This window comes from Acidobacteriota bacterium (assembly GCA_039028635.1).
In the GTDB taxonomy this organism is placed as follows: domain Bacteria; phylum Acidobacteriota; class Thermoanaerobaculia; order Multivoradales; family JBCCEF01; genus JBCCEF01.
Genome location: JBCCHV010000024.1, coordinates 41075 through 58959 on the forward strand (window position 1 = coordinate 41075; position 17885 = coordinate 58959).

Consider the following 17885-nt stretch of genomic DNA (forward strand, 5'->3'; position numbering starts at 1 on the left):
ATGGCGAATCGCATTCCCGAAGACCAGGAACGGCGCCGGCAGCGCGCCGCCGAGCGCGCCAAGCTGACCCGTCACCGGGGCCTGGCGACCTGGGGCGAGAAGCTGGTGCCCCTCGGCGAGTTTCGCGATGCCGTCGAGCAAGCCGGTCACCGCCTGTCGCCGGAACAGCGCCAAGAAGCGGTGCACGGTTATCGCGCCGCTCAGCCGACGGCGATTTCGGTCGAAGGGCCGTGGAGCCGAATCGCCGTCTTCGGCGGCGTCTACAACAATCATCAGGCCCTGGCGGCGGTCCTCGAGGAGGCCACCCGGCGCGGTGCCGAAGCGATCTACTGCCTGGGCGATCTGGGCGGCTTCGGGCCGAGCCCGGAAAAGGTCTGGCCGCTGCTCGAGCAAGGTGCCGTGCGCACCATCCAGGGCAATTACGAAGAGTCTCTGGCCAGTGGCCGCGAGGACTGCAACTGCGGCTACACGGATCCGCGCGACAACCACTTTGCGCGCATTTCCTACGGCTACACGGACCAGAACTGCTCGGCCGAGTTCAAGGCCTGGATGGGTGAGCTGCCGCTCCAGCGGCGGGTTCGGGTCGGCTGCCGCGAGCTGCTGCTGGTGCACGGCTCGCCGCGGCGCATCAACGAGTTCCTGTTCGCCTCGTCGGCGCCGGCAGCGTTTCTCGAAGTCCTGCTCGACCAGAACGCCTGCGACGGTTTGCTCTGCACCCACACCGGCCTGCACTGGCATCGCCGGCTGCCGTCGGGCCGCGATGCGATCAATGTCGGCGTGATCGGTCGACCCGCCAACGATGGCGATTCGCGAGTCTGGTTCGCCATGCTGGAGGAGCGCTCCGGCGACCTCGAGGTCGAGCTGGTGCCGCTCGTCTACGACCACCAGGCCCTGGCGCAGGAGATGCGCCGCGAAGAGCTGCCGGAGGAGTTCGTCGAGACCATCCTGACGGGATGGTGGACGACCTGCCTGGAGATTCTGCCGCCGCGGGAGCGGGCGTCCTCGAAACACTGACCCAAGTCTCAACATCTACCGAAGAGATCCGCGGAGGGATTTCCCATGACTATCGAACCAACCGTCGAAAACGCTCTCGACCACGGGGCCGTGGACGCCAGCTCACCGGACCCCACGGCGTCGGCCGGCCAAGCCGAGGCGGCGGTGCGCCAACGCTATGCCGCTGGGGCTCAGGCCCAGGAAGCGTCCCTCTGCTGTCCGATCGACTACGACCCGCGCTACCTCGAGGTGATTCCCCAGGAAGTGCTCGAGCGCGACTACGGCTGCGGCGATCCGAGTCGCTACCTGGCCGCCGGTGAGACGGTGCTCGATCTCGGCAGCGGCACCGGCAAGATCTGTTTCATCGCCTCGCAGGTGGTCGGTCCCGAGGGCCGCGTGATCGGAGTCGATATGACCCCCGAAATGCTTTCCGTGGCGCGGCAGGCGGCGCCGGTGGTGGCGGAACGGCTGGGGTACGGCAATGTCGACTTCCGACGCGGCCGGATTCAAGACCTCGGCCTCGATCTCGACCGCCTCGATCGCGAGCTCGCGGCTCGGCCGGTGAGCGATGCGGCCCATCTGTTGGCGGCCCAGGAGACCCTCGACCGGCTGCGTCAGGAAGAGCCGATGGTGGCCAGCGACTCGGTGGATGTGGTGGTCTCGAACTGTGTTCTCAACCTGGTCGCCGGCGCCGACAAACGGCAGCTCTTCGGCGAAATCTACCGGGTGCTGCGCAATGGCGGCCGAGCGGTGATCTCGGACATCGTGAGCGACGAGCCGGTGCCCGAGTCGTTGCAGAGGGATCCCGAGCTGTGGAGCGGCTGCATCTCCGGTGCCCTCACCGAGAGTGGCTTCCTCGAGGCCTTTCAGGAGGCCGGGTTCCATGGTGTCCGCATCCTCGAGCGGCAGGTCGAGGCCTGGCAAACGGTGCAGGGCATCGAGTTCCGCTCTTTGACCCTGGAGGCTTTCAAGGGCAAGGAAGGCCCTTGCTGGGAGCGCAACCAGGCGGTGATCTACAAGGGCCCCTTCCTCGAGGTGACCGACGACGATGGCCATCGCATGGTGCGCGGCGAGCGCTACGCGGTGTGCGAGAAGACCTATCGCCTTTACCAGCGCGAGCCCTATCGCGGCATGTTCGAGGCCATCGAGCCGCGCCTCGAGATTCCCCTCGAAGCGGCGGAGCCCTTCGATTGCAGCCGCACCGTGCACCGGCACCCGCGCGAGACCAAAGGCATGGATTACGACGCCACCATCGAGGCCGCGGGCGGCTGCGAGCCCGGTGGAGACTGCTGCTGAGCATGCTGCGACGCGGATTCCTTCTCATCGTCGGCATTGCCCTGTTGGCGCTGCCGGCGAGCGCCCTGCGGATCAACGGCTCGACCACCGTCAACCCGGTGGTGGTGCGGGCCGCCGAGATCCTGCAGGCGGAACAGGGCCTGAAGATCTTGGTCGACACTCAGGGTGGCAGCTCCGGCGGCATCGCCGCCCTCGGCGATGGACGGGTCGAGATCGGCATGTCGTCGCGGCCGCTGTCGGCGAAGGACCGTGAGCGCTTTCCCGGCACCCGCTTTCAGCCCGTGCCGATCGGCTACGACGCTGTCGCTCTGGCGGTGTCGCGCGATGTTTGGGAAGGCGGCCTTCGCACCCTGACGCGGCAGCAGGTGCGCGGTCTCTATGAGGGCACGATCCGCAACTGGCGCGAGATCGGCGGCCCCGATCGCCGGGTGGCTTTCTTCAACAAGGAGCCCGGTCGCGGCACCTGGGAGGTCTTCGCCGACTGGCTCTACGGCGATGCCGATCGGGCACCCTTGGTCAGCCTGCCGGAGGTGGGCTCGAACGAGGAGGGGCGCAACAAGGTGCGCTCGACCCGCGGCGCGATCACCCAGATCTCCGTCGCCTGGACCGATCAGCGGTCCCTCTTCGCCGTTCCCCTGATCGCCGACGACGGCACCGCCGTGGAGCCCAGCCGCGATCATCTGGAGGCCGGTTCCTACCCCTTGTCGCGGCCGCTCCTGGTGATCACCAACGGCGATCCGCGGGGCGAGGCGCGCCTGATGGTCGACTTCCTGCTCAGCCCCCGAGGTCAAGGGCTGGTCGAGGAGAGCGGCTATCTCAGTCTGGGTGACCTCGCTCGCTGATGCAGCGTCTCGGCGGCATCGCCCTGTGGAGCTGGGCCTGCGGCTTGCTGGCGGCGGCCTTCTTTGCCGCCCAGGTGCTGCTGCTGGTGGCCGAGAGTTTGCCGCTGTGGCGCCATCAGGGCCTGCTGTCCTACCTGTTCGGGGAGCGCTGGTTCTTTCGCGTCCAGGAGTTCGGCGCGCTGCCGATGATCTACGGCACCGTGGCCGTCGCCACCGTTGCCCTGTCGTTGGCGGCCCCGATCGGCATCGGTGCCGCACTGTTCAGCGCCGAGTATCTCGGCCCGCGGGCCCGATGGTTGTTCAAGACCACCGTCGAGCTGCTGGCGGCGGTGCCGTCGGTGGTCTATGGCCTGCTCGGCGTGCTGCTGCTGCGCGACCTGGTCTACCGCGCCCTCGAGCCCTTCGATCCCCTCTCCGGGGACAGCCTGCTGACCGCCGGGCTTCTGCTCGCCGTGATGATTCTGCCGACGGTCATGACCTTTGCCGATGACGCCCTCGCCGGGGTCTCCGCCGGGCAGCGCCGGGCGGCTCGCGCCCTCGGTTTGACCCATGGCCAAACGGTGCTTCGGATTGCGCTACCGCAGGCTTGGCCGGGTCTGGTGGCGGCGGTGCTGCTCGCCCTCGGTCGCGCCCTCGGCGAGACCATCGCGGTCTTCCTGGTGGTCGGTCGGCAGGACAACCAGTGGCCGGAGCGTCTCTGGTCGCCGGCGCCGCTGATCGAGCCCGGCCAAACCCTGACCAGCAAGCTCGGCGGCTCGGAGACCTTTCTCGCCTACGGTGATTCCCTGCACTGGGCCGCCATCGTCGGCCTTGGCCTGGTGCTGCTCGGCATCACCCTCACGGTGACCCTGGCCGGTCATCTGGTGGCGGCTCTGCCGAATCGCTGGCGGCGGCGATGAGCGGCCGCTGGCGGGATCGCGCCTTGAGCTGTTACGCCGGTGCCAGTGCGCTGCTCGCCCTCGGCCTGTTCGTCGCCCTGCTCGCGGTGCTGTTGCTGCGCGGGGGACCGGTGCTGTCTTGGGAGCTGCTCAGCGAGGCGTCGAGCCGGGCCGGTGCCGCCGGCGGCCTGCGCTATCAGATCCTGGGCACCGGGCTCTTGATCGCCACCGCGGCGGCCTTCGCGGTGCCGCTGGCGGTGGCCCTCGGCCTGCTCTCGACGGTCTATCTGAAAGCTGCCTCGGCTCGCCGCCTCGACCTCGCCCTGTACGTCGCCAACGGCATCCCGTCGATCCTCTTCGGCCTCGCCGGCATAGCCTTCTTCTCGCGCGCCCTCGACTGGGGCAAGTCCTGGCTGGCTGGCGGCATCGTGCTCGCCATGATGATCTTGCCCACCCTCACCGTCGCCTTCGCCGAGCGCGTGCGGGCGATTCCCGGGCGCTATCTCGAGGCGGCCTACGGCCTCGGGCTGTCGCGCGATCGCGTGGTGCGGGCGGTGATCCTGCCGCAGAGCTTCGGTGGTCTGGTCTCCGGTGCCCTGCTCGGTCTCGCCCGCGCCGCCGGCGAGACCGCGCCGATCCTGTTCACGGCGGCGATCTTCTCCGGTGCGACGGTGCCCGACGGCATTCGCGACAACCCCGTGCTGGCGCTGCCCTACCACATCTTCGTGCTGGCTCAGGACTCCCTCGATCCCGGAGCCGGGGCCCGGTTGTGGGGCGCCGCCCTGGTCCTCGTCCTGCTGGTGGCGGGGCTCGCCTCGATCGCTCTGCCGGCCCGGCTGAGATTGCGCGAGGAGGCCTACCGTGGCTGAGCCCCTCTTGGTGGCGCGGGGGCTGACCGTGCGGACGTCGTCGCGGGTCTTGCTGCGTGCGGTGGATCTGGAGGCGCCGCGCCACCGGGTGGTCTGCCTGATGGGGCCGTCCGGAGCCGGCAAGACGACTCTGCTGCGCTGTCTCAACCGGCTGGTGGAGCTGAGCCCGGGGCTGCGCGTCGAGGGCCAGGTCTTTCTCGACGGCGAGCCCATCTACCAGCGCCGGGTCGATCCGGACGCTTTGCGCGGCCGCATCGGCATGCTGTTCCAGCAGCCGGTGATCTTCCCCGGCTCGATCGAGCACAACGTCACCTTCGGGTTGCGTCACACCCGCCGCCTGACCGCCGGCGAGCGGCGCGAGAGGGCGCACCAAGCGCTGCGCGAGGCCGCCCTGTGGGACGAGGTGGCGGATCGACTGGCCGAGCCCGCCGATCAGCTCTCGGTCGGTCAACAGCAACGTCTCTGCCTGGCTCGGGTTTTGTCCCTCGATCCGGACGTGCTGCTGATGGACGAACCCACCAGCGCTCTAGATCCAGCCTCGACCCGCAAGATCGAAGAGCGCTTGGCGAGCCTCAAGGCGGGCCGGGCGGTGGTGGTGGTGACCCACGATCCCGGACAGGCCGAGCGCATCGCCGATCGGGTGGTCGAGATGGCTTTGGTCGAGGGGGCGGGGGAGACGAGGCCGGCGGGCTCCCTCGACGTTGTGTCTGCGGCGCCGCAGGCTCCTGGGCTGCGACCGGTGGGCAAGACTCTTCAAGAGATTCCCGACGAAGGGGCGCAGAATGCGTTGCGCGGGTTACCCTAGAGAAAAGGAGTATTTGCGATGAAGCCGAAGTTAGCGATTCTGGGAGCCGGCCCGGTGGGCCTCGAGGCCGCCCTCGCCGCTGCCGAGGGTGGCTATCCCTTCGCGCTCTACGAGGCCGGCGACGGCGTGGCGGCGGCGGTGCGCTCGTGGGGCCACGTACGGCTGTTCTCGCCCTGGAGCCTCAACGTGTCACCGCGCGCTCGCCGCCTTCTCGCCGCCGTTGGCCTCGAGCTGCCGGCGGACGACACTTGCCCCACTGGGGAGGAGCTGGTGGAGCGCCTTTTCGAGCCGCTCGCCGCCCAGCCGAGCATCGCCCCTCACCTTCGGCTGGGGGAGCGGGTGGTGGCGGTCAGTCGCGACGGCCTGGTCAAGAGCGACGAGATCGGCACCGGGCGCCGCGCCGAGCGCCCCTTCCGCTTGTTGATTCGTGACGCCAGCGGCGGCGAGCGCATCGACCGTGCCGACCGGGTGCTCGATTGCACCGGCACCTACGACTGCCCCAATCAGCTCGGCGACGGCGGCATTGCGGCTCCCGGCGAGGCCGCCGCCGAGGGCGCCATCGAGCGCCAGATCCCTCGCATCGACAGCTCCTGGGCTGGTCTCACCACCCTGCTGGTCGGTGCCGGCTACTCGGCGCAGACGGCGGTGCGCGATCTCGCCGAGCTGGCGGAGCGGGAGCCCGGGACCCGGGTGCTGTGGGCGCTGCGGCGAGAAGACCCCCTGCCGCCTCCGCCGGAGGACGATCCGCTGCCCGAGCGCGCCGCCCTCGCCGCCACGGCCGGAGCCCTGTCGCGCGCTGCCTCGCCGGCCGTCGAGACCCGCTTCGGCGTCGTCGTCGAGGCCCTCGAGGCCGAGGCAGATCGCTGGCGGGTGACCTTGCGGCGCCGCGACGACAGGGTCGAAACGGTGGTGGTCGACCGCATTCTTTCGCTAACCGGCTACGTCGGCGATCATCGTCTCTACCGGCAGCTCCAGGTTCACGAGTGCTATGCCACTGCCGGCCCGATGAAGCTGGCGGCGGCGCTGCTCGGCTCGGCCGGCGGAGATTGCCTGGACCAAACCGGTCACGGCGGCGACTCGCTGCTCAATCCGGAGCCTGGCTTCTTTCTGCTGGGCAGCAAGTCCTACGGCCGCAACCCGACGTTTCTGATGCGCCTCGGCTGGGAGCAGGTCGACGAGGTCTTCGCCCTGTGGGCGCGCGACAGGGCCGCCTGAGGCCTTGCCAGGAGATCGCCAACCATGAGCCAACCCGTTGCCATCGTCACCGCCGCCGGTCGCGGCATGGGCGCCGCCTGTGCGCGCGAGCTCAGCCGGCGCGGCTGGTCCCTCGCCCTGATGGCGCGCTCCGGCGAGGTCGATGCGGTCGCCGAAGAGTGCGGTGCCCTTGCCTTGCGCGGTTCGGTGACTGAGCAAGCCGACGTCGAGCGTCTGGTGGATGCCACTCTCGAGCGCTACGGTCAGCTCGACGGCGTGGTCAACAACACCGGCCATCCGCCGCGCGGCGAGCTCCTCGAGTTCGCCGACGTCGAGTGGCACGACGCGCTCGATCTGGTGGTGCTCAACGTGGTGCGCATGGCGCGGGCGGTGACTCCCGCTCTGGTCGAGCGCGGTGGCTCGATCGTCAACATCTCGACCTTCGGAGCGGTCGAGCCATCCCTCGACTTTCCCCTGTCGTCGGCCCTGCGCGCCTCTGTCGGTGCCTTCGCCAAGCTCTATGCCGACCGCTATGCCTCGGCCGGGGTGCGCATGAACAATCTGCTGCCGGGCTACATCGACAGCTACGAGGTCGACGAAGAGACGCTGCGCGAGATTCCCGTCGGCCGTCCCGGCTCGGTGCGCGAGGTCGCCAAGACGGCGGCCTTCCTGCTGACTTCCGACTCCGCCTACATCACCGGTCAGAGCCTGCGCGTCGACGGCGGCCTGACGCGCTCCGTGTGATCGCCGTCGGGCTATAATTCGGAGCGCATCGCGACTGCCCTTTGATCGCTCTGGGAAGGAGAAACGGATGTTCCGCAAGACGCTATTGATCGCCCTGCTGGTCTCTCTGCTGCCGATGGCCCTGTGGGCGGCCGGCGGCTCATCGGCACCGACCGCACCGACCAAGTCGCCGGCGGAAGAAGCCAAGGAGCTCTACAACCGTGGTCTCGAGCTGCGCGACAAGGCCTGGTCCCTCGAAGAGAAGGCCCAGGGTCTCTCCGGAGCCGAGCGCGACAAGGTGGCGGCCAAGATCGAGAAGACCTACCGCAAGGCCGCCGAGCGCTTCTCCGAAGCGACCTCGAAGAACGCGCGCTTTCACCAGGCCTACAGCAGCCTGGGTTACGCCCTGCGCAAGGTGGGTGACTACGAAGACTCGCTGCGGGCCTACAACCAGGCCCTCGAGCTCGCTCCGACCTACGCCGAAGCGATCGAGTATCGCGGCGAGGCCTACCTCGGCCTGGGTCGCCTGGAAGATGCCAAGGAGGCCTACCTGAGCCTCTTCACCCTCGACCGGGCGCGTGCCGACGAGCTGTTGGCGGCGATGCAGACCTGGCTCGAGAGCAACCCCGGTGAAGAAGGCTTCGCCTCCTGGGTTGCGGAGCGCGCCAAGATCGCCTCGCAGACGGCCTCTCTGTCGCAACTCTCGACCCGCCGCTGGTAGCGCAGATCCTGCGTCGGGAGTCGCCGCCGCTCTGCGGCAGCGGCGGCTTCCGACCCCGCTGTTCGCCCCTTTCTCGCGGGGCTCTGCTGGTCGTATTTCTCCTGGCGGGCTGTGCCGGTCCTCGAGGACCGGTGGCCGCGCCGGCCTCCGTCCAGAGCGCGGCGCCGCTGCTCGCCGAGGTCCTGCCGGCGCCCTTCCCGCCGCCGCGGGTGCCGGCCGGGAATCCCCTGACGGCGGCCAAGATCGAGCTCGGCCGACACCTCTTCTACGACCGCCGTCTGTCCTTCAACGGCTCGGCTTCATGCGCCGACTGCCATCGCCAGGAGCTCGCCTTCACGGATGGCTTGGGGCGCGCCATCGGCGCCACCCGGCAGGCCCATCCGCGGGGCGCGATGAGTCTCGCCAACGTCGCCTACAACGTCAGCTTCGGCTGGGATGATCCCAACCTGCGAAGCCTCGAAGAGCAGGCCCGGGTACCGATCCTCAATCAGGCTCCGATTGAGCTCGGGGTGGCGGGCCACGAAGAGGAAGTGTTGGCGCGTCTCGATCGCGATCCGGTTTATCGGCGCCTGCTGCCGCGGGCTTTTCCGCGCCAGCCGGGGCCGATGAGCCTCGATCACGTGGTGCACGCCCTCGCCGCCTTCGAGCGCATCCTCTATTCCGGCGATTCGCCCTACGATCGCCTGGTCTACGGCGGCGACTCGGCGGCCCTCTCGCCGGCGGCGCGGCGCGGCATGGACCTATTCTTTTCGGACGACCTCAAGTGCTCGCGCTGCCACGCCGGCTTCACCTTTTCGGGGCCGGTGGCCTTTCGTGGGGCGCCGGCGCCGCCGCCCATCTTTCACAACAATGGGCTCTATGGGGAGGACCGGATCACCAACCCCGGACTGCGCCGGACCACCGGCCGTCCCGAGGACGGCGGGCGCTTTCGCGCTCCCACGCTGCGCAACATCGCGGTCACCGCGCCCTACATGCACAACGGTGCCCTGCCGAGCCTGGCAGCGGTGGTCGACCACTATGCCCGGGGTGGCCAAGGACACCGCAATCAAAGCGATCAGGTGACCGGCTTCGAGCTCGCTCCGGGGCAGCGCGAAGAGCTGGTGGCATTCCTCGAGTCGCTCACCGACGAGGCTTTCCTGAGCAACCCACGATTCGCCGATCCGTGGCCGAGAGCGCCGGCGCGAAAACTTTTTTCACCGGGTGATGAAACGTTTTCGGCGCTGTCGACACTCCCAGTCGGATCGCGTTGAACGGGCCCCCCGTCGGGTAGCCCCCAAACGGCCTTCCGCGCGGGGTCCCCTTCCGTGGCGGGCGGGCGGCGATCCAAGCCGGGGTGTCCGGTGAGTCCGTCTCGAGACGGCGGACGAGCCAGACGGCAATTCAGAAAGGCCGCTGCGTGGCGCAACCCCATTCGCAGCGGCCTCTTTTTTTGTCTGGAATCGAATCTCAGGACTCGCGTCGGGCGGCCCGTTCGCTCGGCAGCAGGCAGCGGTAGAGGAAGTCGTTGACCGGCACCTCGACGCCGGCCTGAGCCGCCAATCGCACCACCGCGCCGGTTTGCGATTCGAGCTCCGAAGGCCTGCCGGCCATCAGGTCGCGCTGCATCGAAGCGGTGCCTGCCGGCGGCAGGCCGTCGAGAAAGGCGAGGGTGGCTTCGAGGGTGTGGTCGGAGAGGGCGATCCCCAGGGCGCGCGCCACCGCCACCACTTCCTCCATCGACCGGCGCACCAGCTGGCGAGTTTCGGCCATTTGGCGGAAGACACCGAGCGGCACCCGGGTGATGGCTCCGATGCCGCTGACCGGTGCGATGAAGAGGAATTTCTTCCACATCGCCTTGCGGATGTCGTCGGGGGTTTCGGCGACGATGCCGGCTCCGTCGAGGGCGCTGGCGAGGTCTGCGACCCGCGGTGAGGCGGCGCCGTCGAGCTCGCCGAGGGCGATGGTCGGCTCGGCGCCGAGGTGGCGCACCACCGCCGGGGCGGTGGCCTCGCTGATGATCTTGCACAGGCCACCGAGCACTCGACCGGGAAAGTGCTTGAGAAGCTGGTCCGGGGCCTCGACACCGTTTTGCAGTGGCAGCAAGGTGGTGTTCGGGCCGACCAGCGGTCGCAGGCTGGGAGCGACCTCCGGCACTTGCCAGGCCTTGACCGCCAGCAGCACCGCGTCGACCTCGCCGATGGCCTCGGGGCGCTCTTCGGCGCGTACGTCGGCGAGGTGTAGATCGCCCTTCGGGCTGGTGAGCTCGAGGCCCTCTCGGCGGAGGGCGGCGAGGGTCTTGCCGCGGGCCAGGAAGGTCACCTCGTGGCCGCCTGCGGCGAGGCGGCCACCGAAGTAGAGCCCGACGGCTCCGGCACCGACGATTGCGAATCTCATGCGGTTCGAATCTCCATTGTCGTCTAACCCGCCCTTCTCACCAGCTTTCCGCTGCGCGTCCCTATGTCCCGAAATCTGCTGCGTTTTCCGTCGCCTGCACTCCTCAGCACGTCGAGTACGGCGGCGTCGTGGCCGCGACGGACGCCCTGAATCTTCAAGAACCTACGGCCTGTCGCGAGGAAACCTCGTGAGAAGGCCGGGTTAACCGTAATCGACGGTACCCCGGTCGACCAAGGGCCGAGATCGAATCGGGCCGTGGGCTGGTATGGTCGGGCGCAGCCGAAACACAACCGCTGAGAGGAGATTGGGGCGATGAGTGATGTGACTCCGTCGGCGTCCGGGGCACGCCGGCGCTATCTGGTGGTCGGTGTGGTGGTGGTGGCCGTGGCGCTCTGGCTGTTGCTCGACGCGGCCGGTGTCGGGGTGCCTCCGCTGCGTCAATTCTGGCCCGTCTTCGCCATTCTCGGGGGCCTCGCCTCGGCGGTCGACTTCTTCGTCGGCACTCGGCGTCCGAGCTCCCTGGGCAAGGCCGCGGCCGGCATCGGCACCGGTGCCCTCTTCTTTTCGCTGACCTACGGCTATCTGAGCTGGCGGCCGCTTCTGGACTGGCTGCCGGGGATTCCTCTGATCGTCGGCTTCGCCTTGCTCACCACCTGGCTCGCCGGTGGCTTGCGCAAGCCGCCGCTGCTGGTCTGGGGAGCGGTGCTCGCTGGCCTCGGATTGACCGCCTTCGCCAGTCGCTACGACTGGCTCGAGAGGATTCTGCCGTCGCCCATCGTTTTCTGGGCGGTGCTTCTGCTGGCCCTCGGCCTGTACATGATTTGGCGCGCCTTTCGGAAGGATCGTGGTACGGCCTGAGGGGCTGTTAAGCTCGCCGCGCCGGGCACTCCGGCAGCTTCTCGACGAACCGACCGACCCATCCGCTTTTCTGACGAGGACCGACCCATGAAGAACCCCGTTCGCGTGGCCATCACCGGCGCGGCCGGCAATATCGGATACGCCCTGGCCTTTCGCATCGCCGCCGGCGACATGCTGGGCCCGGATCAGCCCGTGATCCTGCAACTGATCGAGATTCCGCCGGCGATGGACGCCCTCGGTGGGGTCGTCATGGAGCTCAACGACTGCGCCTTCCCGCTGCTCCACGGCATCGTCGCGACCTCCGAGCTCGAAGCCGGTTTCCGGGACGCCGACTTCGCCCTCCTGGTGGGCGCTCGGCCGCGTGGACCCGGCATGGAGCGCAACGATCTCTTGGGGGCCAACGGCAAGATCTTCGGACCTCAGGGCAAGGCGATCAACGATCACGCTTCGCGCGGCGTCAAGGTTCTGGTGGTGGGCAATCCCGCCAACACCAACGCCCTGATCGCGGCGGCCAACGCCCCCGATCTCGATCCCCGCCAGTTCACCGCCATGACCCGCCTCGACCACAACCGGGCGATCAGCCAGCTCGCCGAGAAGACCGGTGCCCACGCCACCGATATCCGGCGGATGATCATCTGGGGCAACCACTCCTCGACTCAGTATCCGGACATCGCCCACGCCACCATCGCGGGCGATGCCGCCGCCTCGCAGGTCGACCAGGACTGGTACCGCGACACTTTCATTCCGACGGTGCAGAAGCGCGGTGCCGCCATCATCCAGGCGCGCGGCGCATCCTCGGCGGCCTCGGCGGCCTCGGCGGCCATCGATCACATGCGCAGCTGGTCCCTGGGATTGGACGAAGGCGATTGGGTGAGCATGGCGGTGCCGTCGGACGGCAGCTACGGCATTGCCCCTGGGGTGATCTATTCCTTCCCCTGCGTTTGTCGGGACGGTGACTGGAGCATCGTTCAGGATCTCGAGATCGATGACTTCAGCCGCCAGCGGATGGAGGCCACGGACGCCGAGCTGCGCGAAGAGCGCGACGCCGTTCGCGATCTCCTGTAAGCCCGGGTAGAAAGCCGTTCACCGCTGTTCGAGGACTTGGCCCCCGAGGCCTCTCGGAAAGGAGCTCCCATGCGTTGGCTCGACCTGTTGACCCGCTTCGCCCTGGCGGCGATCTTCATCGTCTTCGGACTGAACGGATTCTTCAAGTTCCTGCCGGTGCCGGAGCTGCAGCCGGACGCCGCCTCGTTCATCGGACTTCTGATCGGCTCCGGCTACATGAAGGTGGTCAAGCTGATCGAGATCATCGGCGGCATCCTGCTGTTGGTCAACCGCCGCCCGCTGGGGCTCACCCTGCTCGGTCCGGTGGTGGTCAACATCATGCTCTTCCACCTCCTCTTCGATCCCGCCAGCATGGCGCCGGGGGTGGTCGTGCTAGTGCTCTGGGCTTTCCAGATGTGGCGCCACTGGGGCGCCTTCGCGGGCCTCTTGAAGGCCGGACAGGCCTGATTAGAAGACCGGCGGCGCCTCAGCCGCCGGTCGCTTCCACCAGCCGGTCGGCGATCGCCGCCGGGATCGGAATCGGCTTGAGTCCTGCCGGGTCGTCGAGAATGCAGCAGACGGAGGAAATGCGACCCCGGGCGACGTGGCGCTCGCCGAGCCAGAAGTCCGCTTCGTAGGTCATCGAGCTGTGGCCCTTGCGCGCCACCCGCAGGCGGATCTCGACCTCGTCGCCGTAGCGCAGGGGGCTGAGGTAACGGCACTGGGCCTCGACCCGCGGCCAGCCGATGGTGTGGCCTTCGTGGCGGCTGTGGACGAGAGTGCCGAGGGAACGCAGTAGCTCGTGCTCGGCGGTTTCCATATAGACGAAGAAGCGCGAGAAGTGGACGATGCCGCCGGTGTCCGTGTCGGCGAACTCGACGCGCCGGAAGACCTTGAATTCTGAGATGGGTTCGGCCATGGCCGAGGAGTATAGCGAGGGTCTATTATGCCCTGTCTCAGGAGTTTATATGCATATATTTGAATAATATTTATCATCGGCATAGGATGCCCGCAGAGGACGAATCTGGTCTTCACCCGGCGACTCGCTTGGCCGGTGAAGGCCCCAAACGACTCCTGGAAAGGAGACATCGATGCAGCGCAGCCAGCAATGGTTGAAGGGGATTGTCTTGCTCGCCGTGGCCCTGGGATGGGTTTCGTCGGCCCACGGTTCGACCTTCGTACGGGCCGGCCTCGACAAGCTCGTGGCCGACAACGAATCGATCGTGGTGGCCGAGGTCCTGGGCGCCGAGTCCTACTGGAACCAGGGCGGGACTCTGATGCTGACGGACGTTCGTCTGGCGGTTTCGGAGGTCCTCAAGGGGGACGCGTCGAAGAAGAGTGGTGACGAGCTCACGGTGACCCTCCTCGGGGGCACGATCGGTGATCTTTCGACGGTGATCGTCGGCGGTGCGAATCTCGAGCCGCAGAGCTCCTACGTGCTGTTCGTCAACCGTGAGGATCTGCCCGGAGCGCCGGCGGTCGAAACCGTGCGCGATCATTCCCAGGGCGCCTTCGAGCTCGTCGAGGAGCAGGGCGAGATGAAGGCCGTCAGCCAGGCCAAGGACCACGGCCTCTATCCCGACGCCCAGGGCAAGACGGAGGTGCCCTTCGGGCCCGAAGGGGTCGGCCTCGATGAGCTCAAGCAGGCCATACAGGATCAGGTCAAGGCCCAGGAGGTGAAGTGATGATGCGGCTCGCTCGAATCACCCTCGCGGTCGCCGTCAGCTTGGCGGTCGCTCTCCCGGCCTTCGCTTTTCGCATGATCCAGGCCAACGCCAACGGTCGCGTCACCGGTGGCAACCTGGTCGCTTGCAACGCTGCCGGTGGCTTTGCCCATTGGACGACCCTCGAAATCGGCTGGCGGATCAACCAGGCGAACCAGGGCTGGCCCGCCGTCGGGCCGCTGCGCAACGCCATCGACGCCTGGAACGAGGTCACCGGCGACGGCTATGTGCTGGATTATGACTGGACCACCAACAACGGCTTCGCCACCGACGGCATCAATACCGTCCTGTGGGCGCCGGGGAACGGCTGCGTCGGAGACTGTTTGGCGCTGACCGCTCTGGTGATTCAGAACGGGCAGGAGATCATCGAGTCCGACATCACTTTCAACAACAACGTCACCTGGACCAACACCGGGGCCAACTTCGATCGCGAGACGGTGCTGATCCACGAGCTCGGCCACTCCCTCGGCATCCATCACTCGGAAGTCGCCAGCCCGCGGCCGATCATGCGGGCCGGCTATGTCGGCAAGCAGCACTTCCTGACCAATGACGATCGCGAGGCCCTGCGTTGTTCCTACGATCGCTATCACCCCTGCACGGCGGCACCGCCGACGCCGCTCCACATCTCCGGTCCCGATCGCGATCTCTGTCAGGGCGCCGACGAGCAGTATCGAACGCCGCACATCCCGGGAGCGGAGAGCTATCGCTGGGAGGTGCTCAATCACTTCTTCAGCACCACCAGCACGGCCAACTACATCTACTTGAGCGGCTGGTACTTCCAGACGCCAGGACCCTACTCGATTCGGGTGAGGTCGCAGAACGACTGCGGCTCGAGCGCCTGGCGCCAGGGGACGATCTGGGTGCTGCCCAACTCGGACCCGGCCTGCGGCGGCTGTAACGGCCGGTTCTGTTTCTAGGCCGGGGATTCGCTCGCAGCGCCGGCGGCGCGGGTCAAACGGCCTGCGCCGCTTCTTCGTTCCGGGTGGGTTCCCCGGCCTGAGCCGCGCCTTCCAACACCGCCCGGTAGACCGCGAGGGTTTCCTCGGCCATCGCCTGGGCGTGGAAGCGGCGGTGGACGAGATCGCGGCCGCGGCGGCCGAGCTCGTGGCGCAGGTTCGGGCTGTCGAGCAGGCGCTCGAGGCCGTGCACCAAGTCATCGACGGAACCGGGATCGGTGAGCACGCCGCCGCCGGTGGCCTGGATGATCTCCGGAAAGGCGCCATGGCGTGGCTGCACCACCGGCACGCCGTGGGCCAGAGCTTCGAGCACCGAGAGGCCCTTGGGCTCGCGGTAAACGGTGGGGACGGAGAAGATGTCGAGGCGCGACAGCAGGTCGAGCTTGCCCTGGCGGTCGACCTCCCCGTGGAAGGTGACGCGGTCGGCGAAGCCGGCATCGGCGACGCGCTGCTCGAGGCCGGCGACAAAGGGGCGGTCTCGGGGACCGACGTAGCCCGCGACTTCGAGCCGCGGTGCGGGATTCTTCGCGGCGATCTTCAGAAACGCCTCGACCAGCAGATCGAGCCCTTTCTCCGGGCACTGGCGGGCCAGATAGCCGATCAGCGGCGGTGCTTGCGGGTCCCTTTCGGTGGCGTCCGGGACGTCGCTCAGGCGAATCCCCAGCGGCACGACGAAAGTGTTCTCGGGCGGCAGCGCCAGACGCTCTTTGAGCTCTTCGGTGTAGTAGCGGCTGGTCGCGACGTAGGCGTCGGCGTCACCGGCGCGGCGGCGCAGCTCGTCGCTGACGCGCTGGCGCCAGCTCTCTGGCAGGTAGTCGAGAAAGAGATCCTCCCCGGTCAAACCGCAGATCACCGGCACGCCGAGGGCCTGGCGCATGGCCGGGGCCATGCCGAGGAGGAGGGCGTTGGTGAGCTGAACCAAGTCGGGCTGATAGTCCTGCAGCCAATCGACCAGCTTTTGGAGCTCCTTGGCCTGGCGACCGTCTTCCCCCTGCAGTACCGACAGGGTGAGCTCACCGAGCTCGCCGGCGTCGGTCGACGAGCTCAGCTTCGAGACCTGATTGAGCAGGCCGCGGTTGTCGAGCCAGCGCTCGACGAAGGCCGGCATGCGGCGAAAGAACCGGCTCTTCTGCTGCAGATAGACGTTGACGGCGCCATAGAAGACGCGGTCGGCGCTGACGTCGTCTTCGTCCGTGCGCAGCGGCGTGTAGATGGGCAGCAGGGCGACCTCGTGGCCGGCCTCGATCAAGGCGGCGGCGAGGGTGTTGTCGTGCAGACAGCTACCGCAGTACATGCCGGCGGCGCCGGCGGCGATGTAGGCGATTCTCATCGTCCGGTGGCGGCGATCGGTGCGGCCTCCTGGCTCTGGAACTCGTCGAGGGCAGTGATCAGGTGATCCACCGGTCGGCGGTAGACGTTGCCCACCAGCAGGTCGACGACGGCCTCGCGGCAATCCGGGAAGCGCTCGAGGAACTTGGCGAAGGAGAAACCGCGGTCGTAGAAGGCGTAGACCAGCCGCTTGACGGCGGTCATGCCGGCGACGAACTCGTCCTCGTTGCGGCGCAGGCTGGCTTCCGAGAGATCGTCCTCGGCGAGGCCCTCGAGCAGGGCGTCGGCGGCGATCTCGCCGGACCTCAGGGCGAGGAAGACACCGGAGGAGTAAATCGGGTCGATGAAGCCAAAGGCGTCCCCGGCCAGGATCCAGCCGTCGCCGGCCATCTGAGTCGAGAGGTACGAGAAGTCTTTCAGCACCTTGACGTCGCGGACCTGGCGCGCTCCCTCCAGGCGCTCGGCGAGGGCCGAGCAGAGGGCGAGCTCTTCGTCGAACACCTTCTGCGGATCCCGCGGGCGGCCCTTGGTCAGATAGTCGATGTGACCGACGACGCCGACGCTGACCTTGCCTCCGGGCAGCGGAATGAACCAGAACCAGGAGTCCTGGTTCTCGGTGTGCAGGATGAGGGTGGCCCCGCGGTCGATGCCGTCGTCGAAGTGGGCGCCCTCGTAGTGGGTGAAGTAGGAGGCGTTCTTCAGACAGGGGTGCAGCTCCTGGATTTTGAGCTTGCGCGACAGCAGGGCACGCTGGCCGCTGGCGTCGACCACCGCCCGGCAACTCAGCTCGCGGGCCGGACCACCGGCGACTTCGGCGCGCACGCCGCGGGCGCGGTCGCCCTCGAAGAGCACTTCCCGCACCGGCGAGGAGAACTGCACCTCGGCGCCCTTCTTGCGGGCGTTGTCGAGCAGCATGCCGTCGAACTCGCTGCGCAGCACCTGCCAGGTCTGGGAGGAGTCGTGGTCGTCCGTCTCGTGGAAGTAGAAGGGCGACGAGCCGCGGCCGTGGCGGTTGAAGAACTGCACCGAGTACTTCTTCGGGAAGGCGCTCTCCTTCATCTCGTCGAGCACGCCGAGGCGTTCGAGGGTCCAGTAGGTCGCCGGCATCAGCGATTCGCCGATCTTGAAGGCCGGCCGCTCGGCGCGCTCGAGGAGCAGCACCCGGTGACCGGCTTCGGCCACCAGGGTGGCGGTAGTGGCGCCGGCCGGGCCGCCGCCGATGACGATGACGTCGTAGTCGTATGAAGTTGCAGCATTCGCTGGTTCTGGGGTCACGGCGG

The 17885-nt window shown here is 68.0% G+C and carries 19 protein-coding genes; 15 read left to right on the plus strand and 4 right to left on the minus strand.

Annotated elements, in window-relative coordinates; translation table 11 throughout:
- From AAF604_11575 to AAF604_11620, 10 genes are all read left to right on the plus strand, one after another.
- The gene (locus AAF604_11575) at positions 1 to 1014 is read left to right on the plus strand and encodes a metallophosphoesterase family protein (protein ID MEM7050293.1); all 1014 of its coding nucleotides are present in this window, start codon (positions 1 to 3) and stop codon (positions 1012 to 1014) included.
- A 45-nt stretch (positions 1015 to 1059) separates the two neighbouring features.
- Complete coding sequence (locus tag AAF604_11580; GenBank protein MEM7050294.1) at positions 1060 to 2289, plus strand: methyltransferase domain-containing protein; 1230 nt, start codon at positions 1060 to 1062, stop codon at positions 2287 to 2289.
- A gap of 2 nt (positions 2290 to 2291) precedes the next feature.
- A complete protein-coding gene (locus AAF604_11585) occupies positions 2292 to 3131 on the plus strand; it encodes a phosphate ABC transporter substrate-binding protein (protein ID MEM7050295.1) in 840 nt (279 codons plus the stop codon).
- Complete coding sequence (pstC, locus tag AAF604_11590) at positions 3131 to 4030, plus strand: phosphate ABC transporter permease subunit PstC (GenBank protein MEM7050296.1); 900 nt, start codon at positions 3131 to 3133, stop codon at positions 4028 to 4030. The genes AAF604_11585 and pstC overlap by 1 nt, the downstream gene beginning before the upstream one ends.
- A complete protein-coding gene (locus AAF604_11595) occupies positions 4027 to 4878 on the plus strand; it encodes an ABC transporter permease subunit (GenBank protein MEM7050297.1) in 852 nt (283 codons plus the stop codon). Before pstC ends, AAF604_11595 begins: the two co-directional genes overlap by 4 nt.
- Positions 4871 to 5683 (plus strand): ATP-binding cassette domain-containing protein, encoded by an 813-nt coding sequence (locus tag AAF604_11600; GenBank protein MEM7050298.1) that lies wholly within the window; start codon positions 4871 to 4873, stop codon positions 5681 to 5683. The genes AAF604_11595 and AAF604_11600 overlap by 8 nt, the downstream gene beginning before the upstream one ends.
- Before the next feature lie 18 nt (positions 5684 to 5701).
- Entirely contained in the window at positions 5702 to 6898 is a 1197-nt protein-coding gene (locus tag AAF604_11605; protein MEM7050299.1) for a flavoprotein, read from the plus strand.
- Between the two features lie 24 nt (positions 6899 to 6922).
- Positions 6923 to 7621 (plus strand): SDR family oxidoreductase, encoded by a 699-nt coding sequence (locus tag AAF604_11610; protein MEM7050300.1) that lies wholly within the window; start codon positions 6923 to 6925, stop codon positions 7619 to 7621.
- 67 nt (positions 7622 to 7688) lie between these two features.
- Positions 7689 to 8321, plus strand: coding sequence for a tetratricopeptide repeat protein (locus tag AAF604_11615; protein ID MEM7050301.1), 633 nt, complete (start codon positions 7689 to 7691; stop codon positions 8319 to 8321).
- A 131-nt stretch (positions 8322 to 8452) separates the two neighbouring features.
- On the plus strand, positions 8453 to 9571 hold the full coding sequence (locus AAF604_11620) for an MbnH family di-heme enzyme (GenBank protein ID MEM7050302.1): 1119 nt from the start codon (positions 8453 to 8455) through the stop codon (positions 9569 to 9571).
- Between the two features lie 196 nt (positions 9572 to 9767).
- On the opposite strand, the gene AAF604_11625 is transcribed toward AAF604_11620, so the two are convergent.
- Positions 9768 to 10694, minus strand: a complete 927-nt coding sequence (locus tag AAF604_11625; GenBank protein MEM7050303.1) for a 2-dehydropantoate 2-reductase — start codon at positions 10692 to 10694, stop codon at positions 9768 to 9770.
- A 312-nt stretch (positions 10695 to 11006) separates the two neighbouring features.
- On the opposite strand from AAF604_11625, the gene AAF604_11630 reads away from it, so the two are divergent.
- The 3 genes from AAF604_11630 (at position 11007) to AAF604_11640 (ending at position 13064) form a co-directional block, all read left to right on the plus strand.
- Positions 11007 to 11552: a hypothetical protein gene (locus AAF604_11630; protein ID MEM7050304.1), complete on the plus strand. Its 546-nt coding sequence runs from the start codon at positions 11007 to 11009 to the stop codon at positions 11550 to 11552.
- Between the two features lie 87 nt (positions 11553 to 11639).
- Positions 11640 to 12617, plus strand: a complete 978-nt coding sequence (locus AAF604_11635; protein ID MEM7050305.1) for a malate dehydrogenase — start codon at positions 11640 to 11642, stop codon at positions 12615 to 12617.
- Positions 12618 to 12686: 69 nt separating this feature from the next.
- The gene (locus tag AAF604_11640) at positions 12687 to 13064 is read left to right on the plus strand and encodes a hypothetical protein (protein MEM7050306.1); all 378 of its coding nucleotides are present in this window, start codon (positions 12687 to 12689) and stop codon (positions 13062 to 13064) included.
- Positions 13065 to 13083: 19 nt separating this feature from the next.
- On the opposite strand, the gene AAF604_11645 is transcribed toward AAF604_11640, so the two are convergent.
- Complete coding sequence (locus AAF604_11645; GenBank protein ID MEM7050307.1) at positions 13084 to 13515, minus strand: thioesterase family protein; 432 nt, start codon at positions 13513 to 13515, stop codon at positions 13084 to 13086.
- A gap of 172 nt (positions 13516 to 13687) precedes the next feature.
- Here AAF604_11645 and AAF604_11650 point away from each other — a divergent pair, with 172 nt between their 5' ends.
- Together AAF604_11650 and AAF604_11655 are read left to right on the plus strand one after the other, a co-directional pair.
- Positions 13688 to 14281 (plus strand): hypothetical protein, encoded by a 594-nt coding sequence (locus AAF604_11650; protein ID MEM7050308.1) that lies wholly within the window; start codon positions 13688 to 13690, stop codon positions 14279 to 14281.
- A complete protein-coding gene (locus AAF604_11655) occupies positions 14281 to 15237 on the plus strand; it encodes a matrixin family metalloprotease (protein MEM7050309.1) in 957 nt (318 codons plus the stop codon). The genes AAF604_11650 and AAF604_11655 overlap by 1 nt, the downstream gene beginning before the upstream one ends.
- A gap of 34 nt (positions 15238 to 15271) precedes the next feature.
- Here the strand turns inward: AAF604_11655 and AAF604_11660 are convergent, their stop codons facing one another.
- Both AAF604_11660 and AAF604_11665 read right to left on the minus strand, forming a co-directional pair.
- On the minus strand, positions 15272 to 16606 hold the full coding sequence (locus AAF604_11660; GenBank protein MEM7050310.1) for a glycosyltransferase family 4 protein: 1335 nt from the start codon (positions 16604 to 16606) through the stop codon (positions 15272 to 15274).
- The gene (locus tag AAF604_11665; protein MEM7050311.1) at positions 16603 to 17880 is read right to left on the minus strand and encodes an NAD(P)/FAD-dependent oxidoreductase; all 1278 of its coding nucleotides are present in this window, start codon (positions 17878 to 17880) and stop codon (positions 16603 to 16605) included. Before AAF604_11665 ends, AAF604_11660 begins: the two co-directional genes overlap by 4 nt.
- Positions 17881 to 17885: the final 5 nt, after the last annotated feature.

What these genes read in the sequence shown, in the direction of transcription:
- AAF604_11575 (MEM7050293.1), top strand. Translation starts at nt 1, where the DNA reads ATGGCGAATCGCATTCCCGAAGACCAGGAACGGCGCCGGCAGCGCGCC.
- AAF604_11645 (MEM7050307.1), bottom strand. Translation starts at nt 13,515, where the DNA reads ATGGCCGAACCCATCTCAGAATTCAAGGTCTTCCGGCGCGTCGAGTTC.
- AAF604_11595 (MEM7050297.1), top strand. Translation starts at nt 4,027, where the DNA reads ATGAGCGGCCGCTGGCGGGATCGCGCCTTGAGCTGTTACGCCGGTGCC.
- AAF604_11605 (MEM7050299.1), top strand. Translation starts at nt 5,702, where the DNA reads ATGAAGCCGAAGTTAGCGATTCTGGGAGCCGGCCCGGTGGGCCTCGAG.
- AAF604_11615 (MEM7050301.1), top strand. Translation starts at nt 7,689, where the DNA reads ATGTTCCGCAAGACGCTATTGATCGCCCTGCTGGTCTCTCTGCTGCCG.
- AAF604_11640 (MEM7050306.1), top strand. Translation starts at nt 12,687, where the DNA reads ATGCGTTGGCTCGACCTGTTGACCCGCTTCGCCCTGGCGGCGATCTTC.
- AAF604_11650 (MEM7050308.1), top strand. Translation starts at nt 13,688, where the DNA reads ATGCAGCGCAGCCAGCAATGGTTGAAGGGGATTGTCTTGCTCGCCGTG.
- AAF604_11655 (MEM7050309.1), top strand. Translation starts at nt 14,281, where the DNA reads ATGATGCGGCTCGCTCGAATCACCCTCGCGGTCGCCGTCAGCTTGGCG.
- pstC (MEM7050296.1), top strand. Translation starts at nt 3,131, where the DNA reads ATGCAGCGTCTCGGCGGCATCGCCCTGTGGAGCTGGGCCTGCGGCTTG.
- AAF604_11625 (MEM7050303.1), bottom strand. Translation starts at nt 10,694, where the DNA reads ATGAGATTCGCAATCGTCGGTGCCGGAGCCGTCGGGCTCTACTTCGGT.
- AAF604_11580 (MEM7050294.1), top strand. Translation starts at nt 1,060, where the DNA reads ATGACTATCGAACCAACCGTCGAAAACGCTCTCGACCACGGGGCCGTG.
- AAF604_11630 (MEM7050304.1), top strand. Translation starts at nt 11,007, where the DNA reads ATGAGTGATGTGACTCCGTCGGCGTCCGGGGCACGCCGGCGCTATCTG.
- AAF604_11635 (MEM7050305.1), top strand. Translation starts at nt 11,640, where the DNA reads ATGAAGAACCCCGTTCGCGTGGCCATCACCGGCGCGGCCGGCAATATC.
- AAF604_11610 (MEM7050300.1), top strand. Translation starts at nt 6,923, where the DNA reads ATGAGCCAACCCGTTGCCATCGTCACCGCCGCCGGTCGCGGCATGGGC.
- AAF604_11585 (MEM7050295.1), top strand. Translation starts at nt 2,292, where the DNA reads ATGCTGCGACGCGGATTCCTTCTCATCGTCGGCATTGCCCTGTTGGCG.
- AAF604_11660 (MEM7050310.1), bottom strand. Translation starts at nt 16,606, where the DNA reads ATGAGAATCGCCTACATCGCCGCCGGCGCCGCCGGCATGTACTGCGGT.